Source organism: Cruoricaptor ignavus, assembly GCF_900141665.1.
Lineage (GTDB): Bacteria > Bacteroidota > Bacteroidia > Flavobacteriales > Weeksellaceae > Cruoricaptor > Cruoricaptor ignavus.
In genome coordinates this window covers 17,589-33,379 of the sequence record NZ_FQYI01000011.1, presented here as the reverse complement: position 1 = coordinate 33,379, position 15,791 = coordinate 17,589, and the positions used below count along the sequence as shown (strand labels likewise).

The 15,791-nt window shown below is 44.0% G+C and carries 16 protein-coding genes; 15 read left to right on the top strand and 1 reads right to left on the bottom strand.

Translation table 11 applies throughout. The annotated features are described in order from the left end of the window. The first annotated feature begins 49 nt into the window (after positions 1 to 49). From BUB43_RS09985 to BUB43_RS09915, 15 genes are all read left to right on the top strand, one after another. Complete coding sequence (locus tag BUB43_RS09985; protein ID WP_073180713.1) at positions 50 to 844, top strand: lipoprotein insertase outer membrane protein LolB1; 795 nt, start codon at positions 50 to 52, stop codon at positions 842 to 844. Next, on the top strand, positions 841 to 2,430 hold the full coding sequence (locus BUB43_RS09980) for a M23 family metallopeptidase (RefSeq protein WP_073180711.1): 1,590 nt from the start codon (positions 841 to 843) through the stop codon (positions 2,428 to 2,430). The genes BUB43_RS09985 and BUB43_RS09980 overlap by 4 nt, the downstream gene beginning before the upstream one ends. A gap of 36 nt (positions 2,431 to 2,466) precedes the next feature. Further along, positions 2,467 to 2,706 (top strand): twin-arginine translocase TatA/TatE family subunit, encoded by a 240-nt coding sequence (locus BUB43_RS09975; protein WP_073180709.1) that lies wholly within the window; start codon positions 2,467 to 2,469, stop codon positions 2,704 to 2,706. A 3-nt stretch (positions 2,707 to 2,709) separates the two neighbouring features. Continuing rightward, positions 2,710 to 3,318, top strand: coding sequence for a DUF4254 domain-containing protein (locus BUB43_RS09970; RefSeq protein ID WP_073180707.1), 609 nt, complete (start codon positions 2,710 to 2,712; stop codon positions 3,316 to 3,318). Beyond that, the gene (locus tag BUB43_RS09965) at positions 3,315 to 3,770 is read left to right on the top strand and encodes a hypothetical protein (protein WP_159430244.1); all 456 of its coding nucleotides are present in this window, start codon (positions 3,315 to 3,317) and stop codon (positions 3,768 to 3,770) included. The genes BUB43_RS09970 and BUB43_RS09965 overlap by 4 nt, the downstream gene beginning before the upstream one ends. 3 nt (positions 3,771 to 3,773) lie before the next feature. Next, a complete protein-coding gene (ribA, locus tag BUB43_RS09960; RefSeq protein ID WP_073180703.1) occupies positions 3,774 to 4,364 on the top strand; it encodes a GTP cyclohydrolase II in 591 nt (196 codons plus the stop codon). Positions 4,365 to 4,461: 97 nt separating this feature from the next. Then, positions 4,462 to 6,159 (top strand): glycoside hydrolase family 3 protein, encoded by a 1,698-nt coding sequence (locus tag BUB43_RS09955; protein WP_073180701.1) that lies wholly within the window; start codon positions 4,462 to 4,464, stop codon positions 6,157 to 6,159. Between the two features lie 22 nt (positions 6,160 to 6,181). Further along, complete coding sequence (locus BUB43_RS09950) at positions 6,182 to 7,036, top strand: DNA-methyltransferase (protein WP_073180699.1); 855 nt, start codon at positions 6,182 to 6,184, stop codon at positions 7,034 to 7,036. Further along, on the top strand, positions 7,005 to 7,754 hold the full coding sequence (locus tag BUB43_RS09945) for a PmeII family type II restriction endonuclease (RefSeq protein ID WP_260200776.1): 750 nt from the start codon (positions 7,005 to 7,007) through the stop codon (positions 7,752 to 7,754). Before BUB43_RS09950 ends, BUB43_RS09945 begins: the two co-directional genes overlap by 32 nt. An 18-nt stretch (positions 7,755 to 7,772) precedes the next feature. Next, positions 7,773 to 8,303 (top strand): DUF922 domain-containing protein, encoded by a 531-nt coding sequence (locus BUB43_RS09940; protein ID WP_073180695.1) that lies wholly within the window; start codon positions 7,773 to 7,775, stop codon positions 8,301 to 8,303. 35 nt (positions 8,304 to 8,338) lie between these two features. Continuing rightward, positions 8,339 to 9,475: an N-acetyl-alpha-D-glucosaminyl L-malate synthase BshA gene (gene bshA, locus BUB43_RS09935; RefSeq protein ID WP_073180693.1), complete on the top strand. Its 1,137-nt coding sequence runs from the start codon at positions 8,339 to 8,341 to the stop codon at positions 9,473 to 9,475. A gap of 41 nt (positions 9,476 to 9,516) precedes the next feature. Continuing rightward, positions 9,517 to 10,776, top strand: coding sequence for a DUF2851 family protein (locus BUB43_RS09930; protein ID WP_073180691.1), 1,260 nt, complete (start codon positions 9,517 to 9,519; stop codon positions 10,774 to 10,776). Between the two features lie 11 nt (positions 10,777 to 10,787). After that, positions 10,788 to 11,009, top strand: coding sequence for a PspC domain-containing protein (locus BUB43_RS09925; protein ID WP_185113772.1), 222 nt, complete (start codon positions 10,788 to 10,790; stop codon positions 11,007 to 11,009). 3 nt (positions 11,010 to 11,012) lie between these two features. Beyond that, positions 11,013 to 11,534, top strand: coding sequence for a GNAT family N-acetyltransferase (locus BUB43_RS09920; RefSeq protein WP_073180687.1), 522 nt, complete (start codon positions 11,013 to 11,015; stop codon positions 11,532 to 11,534). 48 nt (positions 11,535 to 11,582) lie between these two features. Then, positions 11,583 to 13,751 carry a M3 family metallopeptidase gene (locus BUB43_RS09915; RefSeq protein ID WP_073180686.1) on the top strand — a complete coding sequence of 723 codons (2,169 nt, stop codon included), beginning with the start codon at positions 11,583 to 11,585 and terminating at the stop codon, positions 13,749 to 13,751. 63 nt (positions 13,752 to 13,814) lie between these two features. Here BUB43_RS09915 and BUB43_RS09910 read toward each other — a convergent pair whose 3' ends face one another. After that, positions 13,815 to 15,725: an ABC-F family ATP-binding cassette domain-containing protein gene (locus BUB43_RS09910; RefSeq protein ID WP_073180685.1), complete on the bottom strand. Its 1,911-nt coding sequence runs from the start codon at positions 15,723 to 15,725 to the stop codon at positions 13,815 to 13,817. Positions 15,726 to 15,791 lie beyond the last annotated feature (66 nt).

Sequence of the window (15,791 nt, the reverse complement as noted above, 5' to 3'; positions counted from 1 at the left end):
CGCGCAATTTACAGCGTGGCTTTCCGTTATTTTCACAAGATTTTTACCAATGAAAAAATTAGCGCTCATCATTGCAACCGCTTCGCTTTTAGCCGCCTGCAATTCCGTACCGAAATCTCATCCGCAAGAAACGCCTACTGTTTCTGTAAATTCCAAAGCTGAACTGTTCAGCGCTGCGAACCGAAAGAAAAATTTCGGCCAGGTGAAAATCAGTAGCAAAATAAATGTGGAGACCGATAGAACCGTGCCAAGGCTGAACGGCACGATTTACATTGAAGAAGGGCAGAAAATATGGGTAAATGTTTCGGCGGCGTTCATCAATGTGGCAAGGGCACTCATCACAAACCAGGGTGTAAAGGCCTATGAATCAATCAACAAGGAATTTGTGGATGAAGATTTCAGCTACCTGAACAAGCTGCTGAGCACGAATTTCATCAACTATCAATCCTTCCAGGATTTGCTTCTGGGAAGAACTTTCATCGATGTGAACGCCCGTGAATTCAGCGTGGCGGAAACATCGCAAGGCTACATTTTTTCATCCACCAAACCCAACAAAATAAGTGCGGACGGCAAAACTTTCGAGTACACCGCCAAACTTGTTTACAATAAAAATTTCGAGCTTAACTCGGTGGAAATCAACGAGAAAAACTACGGCGAAAGCGTATTCATCCAATATGGAAACCGGATGGAAACTTCTGCCGGAAGCCTCCCAAAAAATGTTAAAATAATCACAAAAGGAAAGAAACCGGTAGAGATTTCTTTGGAAAATACGAAATTTGACTTCGCTAAAATGAACGCGCCGTTTTCCGTGCCGCAAAATTACAAGAAAAAAGAAATCAGATGATGTGGAAAAAAATCTGCTTGCTTGTCTTCACCGCTGCGTTTACGCTTTCCTTCGGGCAGGAAAAGGAAAAACTACAGCGGCAGAATAATGAACTGAAGAAGCAGATTGCCGAAATAAATGCCAACCTTGCGAAAACGAAAAACGAAGCGAAGCTTTCGGTGGCTTACTTGGCAGAAGTTGGTAAAAAAATTGAACTTCGGGAAAAGGTTTACCGCAACACTCAGAAAGAAAAGGTTTTCATTGAGGACGATATTTACCTGAAGCAAAAGGAAATCAACAGGCAGAAAAAAGAGCTGGAAGCGCTCAGGAAAAACTACGCCGAAGTCCTGGTAAATGCCTATAAAAACAAGGGCATACAGAATAAGGTGACCTTCATCCTTTCCGCTCAGAATTTAGGGCAGGCCATCCGAAGGGTACAGTATCTGAGGACCTATTCCGATTATCAGAAAAAAAAATCGGACGAGATAATGCAGGCTGCAGCAAACATTCAGCGAAGCATAGACCAAAGGCAGAAATCCGTAAAGGAAAAGGAAAACCTGCTGGCATCTCAGCAGCGCGATTTGAAGGTGATAGAGGCGGAAAAAGCGCAGAAGGAAATTCTGCTGAAAGAATTCCGCCAAAATGAAGCGAAGCTTACCGTTGAACTTAAGCAGAAACAGCAGGAATCCAAGGCCTTGGAAGCGAAAATCCGCGCGATAATTGCGGAAGAAATTCGCATCGCCAAGGAAAAAGAAGCGAGAGAAAGAGCCGAAAGACTGGAAAAAGAACGGCAGGCAAAAATAGCGGCAGAGCGCGAAAAAGCAAGGATAGAGGCGGAAAACCGTGCGAGAATTGCAGCGGCTGCAGAAGCCAAACGAAAGGCCGACGAGGAAGCGAGAAAGCTGAAAGAAATAGCCGATAAAAGAGCCGCTGAAGAAGCAGAACGGGCAAGGCTTGCGGAAGAAGCCGCACGGAAAAGCGCGGAAGATGCGCGAAAAGCAGCCGAAGCCGAAAAAGCGGAAGCCAAGAGAATAGCGGCAGCAAGGCAGGCCGCAGAAGCAGCGGCAAAAGCGAAGGCTGCGGAGGAAAAAGCAGCGGCAGCAAAAGCCGCAGAAGCAGAACTGGCGCGCAAAAACGAGGAGGCCAAAAAAGCGGCCGAAGCCAAAACGATGACGGCCTATGGCGTAGGCGCAGTTTCCGGAAGCAATTTTGCGGAAAACCGTGGCAGGATAGGCTTCCCAGTTGCCAAAGGCCACATCACGCACCGCTTTGGTAGGCAGCCGCACCCTGTTTTCAAAAACATCGTGGAAGAAAACAACGGAATTAAAATTTCCGTATCGCCGGGAACTCAGGCAAGGTGCGTATTTCCTGGCGTGGTTTCCCGCGTGTTTGTAGATGGCGGCACGAAAACCGTAATCGTACGGCACGGTGGCTACTTCACGATTTATTCCAACCTGGAAAGCACTTCTGTGGCAGCAAATCAGCAGGTTTCCGCAGGAACAAATCTAGGAACCATCGGTACGGATTTTGACGGCAGCTACACACTGGATTTCCAAATCTGGAACGGCACAACGCCCGTGGATCCGCTGGGCTGGATTTCATATTAAAATTTAAGTCTTAACTTTACCAAAAATTTTCAAAAAATGTTCACACTCACAATACTTGCGCTTTCCTGGCAGCACATCCTAATAGTTGCGCTGATTGTGCTATTACTTTTTGGCGGTAAAAAAATTCCTGAAATGATGCGTGGTATGGGTTCCGGAATCAAGGAATTCAAAGATGCGATGAAGGAAGATGAAAAGATGCCGAAAAACACGATGAATACTACAGTTTCCGAGCCTACTAAAACTACGGAAACTACTTCATCGAACCCAAATGCTTAAATTTTGAGTTTCACGGCGAAGGCTTGGGAAATCTTCAATCGGGCGGTTGAAGATTACCATCAATGGGACGACATCAACGCTGAAGAAAAAAATCCATTTGCAGAAGGCAGTTTGGAACGGCTTTTGTATGCGAAAAACTGGATTGATACGGTTCAGTGGCATCTGGAAGATGAAATCCGGGCAAAGGACATTGCTCCGGGATTTGCCATAGAATTGAAGCGAAGAATCGATGCATCCAACCAAAAACGAACGGATTTGGTAGAACAGTTGGACGACTGGTTTTTTGCAAAATTCAGCAAAAGCCAGCTGAACGAAGATGCACGAATCAATACGGAAACACCTGCTTGGGCAATAGATCGCCTTTCAATTCTGGCTTTGAAAATCTTCCATATGAAGGCAGAAGTTGAGCGGGAAAGTGCAGATGAGCAGCACCGTGAAAAATGCAGGGCAAAATTGGAAACGCTGGAAATACAGCACCAAGATTTAAGCCTAGCAATTGACGAGCTTCTTGCCGATATTGAGGCCGGAAAGGTGGAAATGAAACTCTACCGCCAAATGAAGATGTACAACGATGAGGCGCTGAACCCAGTCCTTTACCAAAACAAAACATGATGAAAAGGCTTCTGATGCTGGCAGCTGCAGGATTGTTCGGGATTTCGTGCTCGTCGGAAAAAGTTTCGCTTTCGCCAATTTATGATCTGAATACTGATACTGGAGACCCCCGCCCGGAGAGCTTTGGGATTGTTCTGGACGAGATTTTCTATGCTTCTGAAATTACCGGACAGGTTTCCTCTTTCCCAAAATTTGAAAATCACGCCATCAATAAGGAAATTGGCGTACTGAAAAGCAATCTCAAAGACTATGTGGTGGCTGTGAGATCTTATGACGCACGGGAACGGAAATCTGCGCTAAAAAAGGTTCAAAAATCTTACTACAATATAGAAGGGCTTAGGAATTATATGCAGGGAGACGACAGCGCCGTGATAAGCCGGTATCTGGTAAGGATCAAGGGGAATATTTCCCAGATAGAACATATCTCATCTGAAAACACGATTCACAACTAACTGATGATTAGGCGGCAGGCAGAGGCAAATGTTCCGACCGATTTTGGTAAATTCAGCATTCTGGCATATTCCGAAAAACCAGATGACTGGATGCCGCACCTCGCCCTGATCTCGGAAGGGACTGACCTGAGCAAAACAGTGAATGTGCGCATCCACTCCGAATGCATTACAGGCGAAGTTTTCCATTCAAGGAAGTGCGAATGCGGACCGCAGCTGGATGCCGCTATAAAATTCATTCACGAAAATGGCGGCGTTATTATTTATCTTCGGCAGGAAGGCCGGAATATAGGGATTATTAACAAACTAAAAGCCTACGCACTACAGGAAAAAGGTTTCGATACCGTACAGGCAAATGTTGAGCTTGGACTTTTACCTGATGCCCGAGATTTCGGAATTGCGGTGGAAATACTTGATGACTTGGGCGTTACCTCCATCAACCTTCTGACGAACAACCCTGAAAAACTCCGTTTCATAGAAGAAAGCTCTATTGAATTAAAATCAAGAATTCCGCTGATTATTGAGCCAAATGAAGATGATGCCAATTATCTTGAGGTGAAAAAAAACTATTTCGGGCATTTTTTTGGCAATCTATGAAAATTGTCCGATACATAATTTCTCAATAAAATTATTTTTCGCCAGCATACTGCCGTGAAGGGCAAAGTTGTAAATTTGCTTATCAAGCATTCTTCCGATGAAACGACTGCCCATCATTCTCGCAATATTTTTCTCACAAATCCCCCAGTTTTCAGCGGCTCAATTTTTGCCAACAAACCTTTCTTCAAAGGAAAACCGCGCCGCAAAAAAATGGGTGAACAAAACTTACCGCTCGCTTTCTCAGGATGAGAAACTTGGCCAGCTTTTCATCGTGGCACTTTACACCAACAAAGGTGAGGAGCATATTCAAAGCGTAAGGCAAATCATTGAAAATGAGCAAATTGGCGGCCTGATCCTGATGCAGGATGATGCTGGGCGGCACATTAATCTGGTAAATGAATTTCAGCGAAAATCGAAAGTAAAAATGCTGATCGGGATGGATGCAGAATGGGGGCTTTTCCAAAGGATTCCTGCGGCGCACAAATTGCCGTGGGCCATTACGCTGGGCGCTGTTCAGGATAAAAGTTTGATTTACGAAATGTCCTCAAAAATTGCGGAAGATGCGAAGAAAATCGGCGTGAACTGGGATTTTGCACCGGTTGTAGATGTGAATACCAATCCGCAAAACCCGATAATTGGCAACCGAAGCTTCGGCTCGGAAGTTGGGAATGTCACGGCTTCTGCGCTGGCCTACGCCAAAGGTTTGCAGGATAATGGCGTGCTGGCGGCCATCAAGCATTTCCCTGGGCACGGCGATACGGATACCGATTCTCACCTGGAATTGCCGGTGGTTTCGCACGATATTCAGCGGCTGGAAAATGTGGAAATGGCGCCGTTCCGAAATTTGATGAATGAGAAAATCGGCGGTGTGATGGTGGCGCACCTTTATGTGCCTGCGCTGGAAAATCGGCAGGGTGTTCCGGCATCAGTTTCAGAAAAAATAGTGACGGGAATTCTGAAAAACCAACTGAAATATAATGGCCTGATCATCACCGATGCGCTGAATATGAATGCGGTGGCTGACCGCTACAAAGCTGGCGAGCTGGATGCTTTAGCCTTTAAGGCGGGAAATGATATAATGCTTTTTTCCCAAGATGTAAAGAAAGGTAAGAAGCTGATTCAGAATGAGTTAGACAAAAACGAAATCCCAAAATGGCGATTGAAAGAGAGCGTGAAAAAAATTCTTCTGACGAAGTATTATTTGGGATTAAATGACCTTCAGCCAAGAAATTCCGGAAATATTTTGGCGGAAATCAACAATAATTCTCATCGGAAACTGGCGCAGAAAATTTATGCCAATGCTTTAACTTTAATCAAAAATGAAGGCAAGCTTTTACCGCTGAAAACCTCGGAAACTTATTATTTCGTGCCTTTGGAAGAAGCGGATTACAACACATTTTACAGCGAGCTTGAAAAGCGCGGCGCAAAAATTATTCTGAAAAAACCGTCCGAAATCGGCAGCATTCCTCACAATTCAAAAGTGCTGGTGTGTTTCCACAAGGACAATTCCACGGCGTACAAACCTTACAAAATCTCAGACGAAAGCCAAGCAATTCTGAAAGAAATGGCGAAAAATCATCAGGTAATTCTCAATGTTTTCGGTAGTCCTTACGCTTTGCGCGATATTGACATCGGCAGAATTCCGGCAGTTGCCGTGGCTTACGAAAACAACGATGATTCGATGATTGCCGCAGCAAAGGCTTTCCTTGGCAAAACAAAAATTCACGGCAGGCTTCCAGTCTTGGTGGACGACAGCCTGAAAGCTGGAACAGGAATAGATTTGGAAGAGGAATAACAAATTAATTAAATGTAGGACAATGAGAGAGATAACGACAGATTTAATTTTAGGTGACTGTGCTGAAGAACTAAGGGGAATTCCGAGTAACTCGATTGACCTGATTGTAACTTCGCCGCCATATGCTGACCAGCGGAAAAACACTTATGGCGGAATTTCTCCGGCGAAATATGTACAATGGTTTTTGCCGATTTCAAAAGAACTTTTACGCGTGCTGAAACCTTCGGGAACCTTCATTCTAAACATCAAAGAAAAAGTGGTTGACGGCGAAAGAAGCACATATGTTCTTGAATTAATTTTGGAAATGAGAAAGCAGGGATGGCTTTGGACGGAAGAATTCATCTGGCATAAAAAGAATTCTTTTCCGGGGAAATGGCCCAACAGATTTCGTGATAGCTGGGAAAGATTGCTGCAATTCAATAAGAGTAAGAACTTTAATATGTATCAGGATGCGGTGAAGATTCCGATTGGTGATTGGGCGAAAAGCAGATTGAAAAACCTGAGCGATACCGATAAAATCCGTGACAATGCAAAGAACGGCAGCGGCTTTGGAAAAAATGTTTCCAACTGGCTTGGAAAGGACACTGTCTATCCTACAAATGTTCTACATTTAGCCACCGAATGCAACAATAAAAATCACAGTGCGGCGTTTCCCGAAGAATTACCGGAATGGTTTATAAAACTTTTTACAAAGGAAGGCGATATGGTTCTGGATCCTTTTGCAGGCTCTGGTACCACGCTGTTTGTAGCCAAAAGAATGGCGCGGAAATCAATCGGCATAGAGATTCTTCCAGAATATTATGAGATGGTGAAGGAACAGCTTTTTCCTGTGGAATTATTACTTTTTGAAGACAGAGCAAAGTATGGAAAAGATTGACATTCAAAAAGTTACAGAATATGTGGAATTAAATATCGGGAAATTCCACGAAAACCGAATTGCAAGCCTGAAAAGACTCAAGCTTAAGGATGTTCTCAAGCGAAAAAATCCCTATCTTTTCAAGGCAAAAAATGTATTGACAGCCGGCGAAATCGTAAAAACTATTACTGATGCTCATATTTCTTCCAGTGAAGAAACTATTTTTGGAAACTGGCTAGAAGGCTTGGCAATCTTCATCAATGAACAAGTTTTCGGCGGACGAAAATCCGGAATAAACGGCATTGATTTGGAATTTGATAAGGATAATACCAGGTACATTGTAACGATAAAATCTGGACCTAACTGGGGAAATTCATCTCAAATCAAAAAGATGCTTTCGGACTTTTCATCGGCAAAAAAGGTGCTGAGAACCAGCGGCTCGAATATTAATGTAACTGCAGTAAATGGCTGCTGCACTGGCAGGGACAGCAGACCTGATAAAGGCACCCACTTCAAATTTTGCGGACAAAGATTCTGGGAATTTATTTCAAATGATGAAAACCTTTATTTGGAAATTATCAAACCTTTGGGTGCGAGCGCAAAAGAAAGAAACGAAGATTTTCAAAACTCTTATGTGCAGGCCATCAATAAATTTACGAAAGAATTTCTAGAAGAATTTTGTGATGAAAAGGGGAATATAAATTGGGAAAAAATTTTGCATTTAAATTCCGGTAAGTAACCCAAAAAACACCAAATAATGAAACGATTGAAAAAAATCCTGCTGCCTTTTTTGCTGCTATTTTCTGTGGTGGCCTTCGCGCAAAACTGGTCGGATTACTGGACGGCTGATGGTGGTAAAATTCACTGGGGGCATTTCAGCGGAAAGCCCGACCCTAAGGCCAATTTCGCCGCCTACATCTACACAAACGTGTACTACCAATACGATGTGGCGTACTACGACCGCAATATCGTAAAAGTGCGGATGAAAACCACGCCGCTTGTTTCGAAAAGATCCTGGGTAAAGCCCAACCAAAAAACGGCGGAACTTCTGCGGCATGAACAGGGGCACTTCAACATCTGCCAGATTTTTGCGGATGACTTCCGGCGAAAAGCCGAGGCCGCCACATTTTCCCGTGCAAATTACCACAACGAAATAAAGAAGATGTACATTGAATTTCAGCGCTACTACAATGCTATGGATAAAAAGTATGATAACCAAACCAACCACGGTTTGCACAAAGGCTGGCAGAAATCCTGGAATGATTGGTTTCGCCAACAGGGATATTGAGTAATTTCTAAAATAAAGCACATATTTTTACGAAAATGAAAATAGGAATCATCTGCTATCCTACTTACGGTGGCAGCGGAATTGTGGCAACAGAACTGGGAATGTCTCTCGCAAAAAAAGGCTACGAAATTCATTTTATTTCGGGAAATCTTCCTGCAAGATTGGACATTACTAACCCTAATATCTTCTTTCATCGTGTTGATTTACAGTCATATCCGCTGTTCAAATATCAGCCGTACGAGATTGCGCTCTCATCGATGATATACCGTGTGGTGAAGCTTTACAAGCTGGATTTGCTTCACGCCCATTATGCCGTGCCCTACGCCTACGCTGCGTACACCGCGAAGCAAATGCTGAAGGATGAAGGGCTGGATGTTCCGCTGGTTACCACGCTTCACGGCACGGACATTACGCTGGTTGGCCAACATCCGTCCTACAAGCACGCTGTGGAATTTTCCATCAACAAAAGCGATACAATTACCACAGTATCAGAGAGTTTGAAGGCTGATACCCTGAAGTTTTTTAACATTAAAAAAGACATCCAGGTTATTTATAATTTCATTGACAATGGTGATTTTGCTCAGGCGGAAAATCCTTGCCAAAGGAAGCAGTTTGCCAATCCTGATGAGAAGATTTTAATCCATGTCTCAAATTTAAGACCTGTTAAAAGAATTGCCGATGTCTTGAGAATTTTCAAAAATGTAGAAGCCAAGATAAAATCCAAACTAATCATCATTGGTGAAGGTCCTGAAATGGAGCGCATCAATCTTTTTCTGGAGGAAAATCCACACCTGATTGACAAAATCCGGCTACTTGGAAAAGTGAACGATCTTTACAGAATCCTGGAATTGTCGGATGTTTTTCTGTTGCCATCAGAGCAGGAAAGTTTCGGGCTTGCAGCGCTGGAAGCGATGGCAGCGGGAACAGCGGTGGTAAGCTCCAACGCTGGCGGAATTTCGGAGGTGAATATTCAGGGTGAGACCGGATTTCTCGCGGAAACCGGAAATGTGGAAGCGATGAGCAACTACTGCATCAAACTTCTGCAGGATGAAAACCTGCTTTCGCAAATGAAACAGAATGCACTAAAACAAGCGCAACGCTTTGATATTCAAAATATTATACCAAAGTACGAAGCGATGTATCAGAGGACGATTGAAGATTTTAAAAAGTAGTATTTCGTGCAGCTTTAAACTTTAAACTTTAAATTAATAAAGTGACCGAAAAACACCTGCAATACATCTGGAATTTCAAGATTTTCGAAAATTTTGATTTTCGCGATGTGGAAGGCCATGCGCTGGAAATTCTGGATTTCGGGAAGTGGAACCACGATTCCGGACCAGATTTTTCTATGGGCAAAATTCGGCAAAATGGCGTGGAAATCGTTGGAAATATTGAACTGCACCTTCGCTCTTCCGACTGGATTTTGCACAATCACGATGACGATTCGGCTTATCAGAATGTGATTCTGCACGCCGTCTTCCTTCACGATGCAGAAGTTGAAAGCCTTATTAACAAAGGGATTCCAACGATTGAACTGAAAAATTACATCTCTGCGGAAACGCTTCGGAAATTTCAGAAATTCGATGCGGCAACGCAATTTATTCCCTGCGAAAAAATTTTCAAGCCGGAAAAAATCCCGTTCGGTTTTGCAGAAAATTCATTACTGAAAAAGCTTTCAGAAAAATCTCAACTGCTTTCCGAAAGGCTTCAGAACAACGGCAATAATTATGAAGCGCTGATGTTGCAGGAAATTGCCGCAGCATTTGGCTTGAAGATCAATTCGGAAATTTTCCGTCAGTTAGCGGAAAATATTCCATTTTCAGTCATTCGGAAAGTTAGGCAAAATGCGGTGCAGCTGGAAGCGCTGCTCTTCGGGAAAGCCGGTTGGCTGGAAAATCCGACTGATGAACAAACGAAAATCTGGCAGAAAGAATACAATTTTCTGCAGACGAAATTCCAACTCTCCGGCGAAAAAATTCCACCAAAATTTCTACGGCTTCGACCGCCAAACTTCCCTACAATCCGGCTTTCTCAATTGGCGCAGCTTTATCATCGTGAACCGAATTTATTTTCAAAAATAACCGAAGCGGAAAGCATCACCGAACTTTATAGAATTTTTGACGGCATCGCAGCATCAGAATATTGGGACGACAAGTTTAACTTCGGAAAGGCCTCTTCTTTTTCGCCGAAAAATCTCAGCAAAAGCTTCATCGATTTGGTTCTGATAAATTCCGTTCTCCCGGTGAAATTTTTCTACAATCTCAATTTTCGGGAGGACATTGCAGACAGCATTGTGGATTTTTATGCGCAGCTTCAGCCCGAGAAAAATTCGGTGATTGGCAACTGGAAGTCATTGAAAATCAGCGTGAAAACCGCGCTGGAAAGCCAAGCATACAATTACCACTACAAGACGATGTGCCTTTCGAAAAATTGCCTAAATTGCAGCATCGGATTTCAACTTTTGAAACAATGAGAGAGCCCAAAATCTTCGCAGAAATTCGGCACCGCGCCGAAAGACAATGGTTTGGCGTGCTTACAAGGTACGGCGCAAAGCTCGGCATTCCGGTTTCCAAGCTGCGTATCTTCTTCATTTACAGCACTTTCGCTACGGCAGGCATCTTTTTTCTCGTATATTTGGCGCTCGCTTTTATGCTTTGGGTAAAGGATATTTTCATCACAAGAAGGCCAAGCGTTTTCGATTTGTAACTGATGGATTTTCAGAAAGTTAAGCCGGAAAACCCAGCACTGATACTGGAAATTTTTTCGGCTTATTCCAAAACATTTCCGGAAGAAGAGCGAAGAGACGAAGCGCAGTTTTCCGCGATTTTGCAAAATGAAAAAGCGGCGGTTTTCAGCATTCAGGGAGATTTTGAAAACATCGGCTACATCGTGATTTGGAAGCTTTCCGATTTTTATTTCATAGAACATTTTGAGGTTTATGAAAAATTTCGAAGCAAAGGCTTCGGCAGTAAAATCCTTGCAAAAATTTCTGATATCTTCCCAAAAATAATTTTGGAATCTGAACCTTCTCACTTGAATAAAATTGCAGAAAACCGCATCAAATTTTACGAGAAAAACGGCTTCAAGATCATTGATAAACATTATCTGCAACCATCCTACCGAAATGATAATCACCAAGTTCTGTTATTTTTAATGGCTAATTTTTCGACAGAAAATTTAGACGAAATCAAGGATGAGATTTTCCGAACGGTTTACTCCAAAACAACTTAGCTGAAAATTCGCGCCAAATTATTATCTTTACAATAAATTCAGGCAAAAATGAAAAATATCGCAACTTACTTTTTCGCGGGAAGCCTTGCTTTTTCGGCGCTTTCCTGCGAATCTCAGAAAACTGTAAAAAACACTGAAACCACTATGAATACGGCGCAGAACGCTGATGCGAAAATCCCGGCACATTTGGCGGATAATCCTTTGATGTATAAAAGCCCGCTGCAATACGAAACGCCGCAGTTTGACAAAATTCGGGACGAGCATTACAGGCCGGCTTTTGAATACGGGCTAAAAATTCACCAGCAGGAAATCGAGCAGATTGCCAACAATCCTGAAACGCCGAGCTTCAGCAACACGATAGTTGCACTGGAAAAATCCGGCGAGATTTTGGGCAGGGCACAGTCGGTTTTTTACAACCTGAACGGTTCGGATACCAACCCTACGATGCAGAAAATCAGTCAGGATTTCGCACCAATTTTCGCCGAGCATTCAGACAGAATCTATCTGAACGATTTACTCTACAAAAGAATTCTGGTGATAAAGGCGGACAACCTGGATGCCGAAGGGAAAAGGCTTCTGCAGCATTACCGTGAAAATTTCGAGAAGGCTGGTGCTGCGCTTCCACCAGCAAAAAAGGCCGAGCTGAAAAAGATTAACAAAGAGCTGGCGGCGCTTTCCACGAAATTCGGCAATCAATTGCTGGAAGCGCGGAAAAATGCGGCACTCATCATCACCGATGTTCGTGAGCTGGACGGGCTCACGGAAGACCAGATTGCAGCGGCGGCAGCTGCAGCGGAAAAGGCCGGGCAGAATGGCAAGTACCTGATTTCTCTGCAAAATACAACGCAGCAGCCTTTGCTGGCAAGCCTGAAAAACCGCGCTACAAGGGAAAAACTCTTCAAGGCATCCTGGTACCGCGCGGAAAAAGGCGATGCCAATGATACGAGGAAAACCGTGGAACAGCTGGCAAAACTTCGGCTGAAAAAGGCACAGATTTTAGGCAAGAAAAATTTTGCAGAATGGAAACTTCAGGATCAGATGGCGAAAAATCCTGAAGCGGCGATGAATTTGATGAAGCAATTGGCGCAGCCTGCCATCGAAACTGCGAAAAGAGAACAAGCTGATATTCAGGCACTTATCAATCAGCAGGGCGGCAATTTCAAGGTGGAGCCTTGGGATTGGGATTTTTATGCAGAGCAGGTACGGAAGGCGAAATTTGATTTGGATGAAAATGAAATCAAGCCGTATTTCGAGCTGACAACCGTATTGGAAAAGGGCGTGTTCTACGCTGCGGAAAAATTTTACGGCATCACCTTCAAGCGAAGAACGGACATCCCGGTTTATCATCCTGATGTGATGGTTTACGAAGTTTTCGATTGGGATGGCAAATCGCTGGCGCTTTACTTCCTGGATTTTTACACGAGAGATAGCAAACAAGGCGGTGCCTGGATGAATAATTTCGTAGAACAGTCTCATCTACTGGGCAAAAAACCTGTGGTGGTGAACTGCTACAATTACCAAAAACCTGCACCAGGAAAGCCTTCGCTGATAAGCTATGACAATGTGGAGACGATGTTTCACGAATTTGGGCATAGCATCCACGGAATTTTTGCCGACCAAAAATATGCGACGCTTTCCGGAACAGCGGTGCCACGAGACTTCGTGGAATTCCCTTCGCAAATCAACGAGCATTTTGCGCTTGAGCCGGAAATTCTGAAAAACTACGCCATCCATTACCAAACGAAAAAGCCGATCCCTCAGGATTTGGTGGATAAAATCAAGCGGGCAAGCACCTTCAACCAAGGCTACCGCACTACGGAACTGGTTTCTGCAGCGATGGTGGATATGGACTGGCACACTGTGACTTCCGAAAGCCAGCTGAAACCAGTGCTGGAATTTGAGAAGGCATCGCTCGCGAAAAATGGCTTTACGCTTAGCGCTGTTCCGCCGAGATACCATTCTCCGTACTTCTCGCACATTTTTGGCGGCGGATATTCGGCTGGCTACTACGCCTACATTTGGTCGGAAACTTTGGATGCCGATGCTTGGGAATGGATAAAGGCGAACGGTGGCATTACTCGTGAAAACGGGGACAGATTCCGGAAATACATCCTTTCCGTAGGCAATTCCAAGGATTTGAACGAAGCCTACCGTGATTTTGCCGGAAGAAATCCGGATATTAAACCGCTGCTGAGAAACAGAGGCTTTATTAAATAAGAGCCGAGATTCAAGATACCAGACACAAAAGCAAGCAGCAAAAGCCAATTGCTGCTTGTTTTTTTATGCTTCCAGCTGAAGATTCAGCGCCTCCCAATCTTCCATTACTTTCTCGAGTTCCGCTTTCAGTTTTTCGTAGTTGGCCAGTTTTTCGGGCGAAGGATTTTCTTTGGTAAAATCTGCTTCCAGGTCGGCAATTTTTTGCTCAAAATCTTCAATCTGCTCTTCTGCTTTTTTGATTTTGTTCTGAAGATTTTTTTGTTCTTTACTCTGAGGTTGAGGTTGAGGTTGAGGTTCAGGTTTAGATTCCTGAGAATGTTTCTGCTCGAGTTTTGCTTTTTCTAAAGACACTTCGCGCAAACTTTCTTTCTGCCGGTATTCCAGGTATTCATCGATGTTTCCGAGGAATTCCTTCATCTTTCCGTTGCGGAATTCAAAGATTTTATCGCTGAGGCCCTGCAGGAATTCCCTGTCGTGCGAAATCACAATCAGCGTGCCGTCAAATTTCTGCAGCGCCAGCTTTATAATTTCCTTCGACTGGATATCCAAATGGTTCGTAGGCTCGTCCATTATCAGCACATTGAACGGCTGCAGCAGCAGTTTGCACAGCGCAAGCCTGTTCCGTTCACCGCCAGAAAGCACCTTCGTTTTCTTATTCACGGCCTCACCCTGAAAAAGAAAACTGCCTAGCAAATCCCGCACCCTTGGCCTCGTTTCCTCGGTTGCCGCATCTTCCGCTTCCTGCTGCACGGTTTTCTCCGGATCCAGTACTTCCTCCTGATTTTGGGCGAAATAGCCAATTCGAACATTATGCCCATCCTCCAAATTTCCGCTGAAATCTTTGGTGACGCCGGCTAAAATTTTCGCAAGCGTAGTCTTGCCCTGGCCATTCTGCCCAAGAAGCGCAATTCTGTCGCCTCTTTCCACGAAGAAATCTACACCATCGAAAACTAATTTTTCGCCATAGCTTTTGCCCAGATTTTCAGCCTTGAAGATTACTTTTCCAGGAACGATGCTCTGAACGAACCGGATGTTGAACTTTGAAACATCTTCATTATCAAGCTCAATTCTTTCAATTTTTTCTAATTTTTTGATTAATGATTGCGCAAAACTTGCCTTCGTTGCAGAAGCGCGGAACCTGTTGATATTGTCCTCCATCTGCTTGATTTCCGCATCCTGATTCTTTTTTGCCTGCTCCAGTTTTTCACGCCTTTCTTTGCGAAGTTCCAAATATTTCGAATAATTCGCCTTATAATCGTCAATTTTTTTATTGTTGACATCAAAAGTTCTGTTGCAAACCGCCGTCATAAACTGCTTGTCGTGGCTTACCAGAACGATGGCACCTGGATAATCTTTCAGGAAATTCTCCAGCCACATTATAGATTCCATATCAAGGTGGTTCGTGGGCTCGTCCAGCAGCATCAGGTCGTTTTTCTGCAGAAGAAGTTTCGCCAGTTCAATTCTCATCCGCCAACCTCCGGAAAATTCATCGGTGATTTTATCGAAATCCTCCGCCTTGAAACCCAGCCCAAGAAGCACTTTTTCCATATCGCCCTCCAGGTTGTAGGCATCGTGGTGGAACAGCAGGTCGTTCAGCTCCGTAAGCCTGTCGATGAGTTTTGCATAATCGTCGCTTTCGTAGTCCGTTCTTGTAGCCAGCTGGTTTTCAACATCTTCTAGTTCGTTTTTCCAGAGATTAATCTGCTCGAAGGCCTGCATCGTTTCATCCCACACTGTGCGGCCTTTCACGAAATCCAGGTCCTGCTTCAGAACGCCGATGGAAATATTGCCTTCCGGCACCACATTGCCTTCGTAGAAATTAATCTCGTTGGAAAGGATTTTCAGCAGCGTAGATTTTCCTGCGCCGTTCTTCCCGACCAGCCCGATTTTATCATCTTTTTTAATCGTAAAATTCACATCCCGGAAAAGATAATTCCCGGAATGATGCAGCCCAAGGCCCTGAACTGAAAGCATACTTCAAGCGTATTTAATCCGCAAAAATAGGGAAATTTGCAGGGAAAGATTTTCTTACTTTTGTAA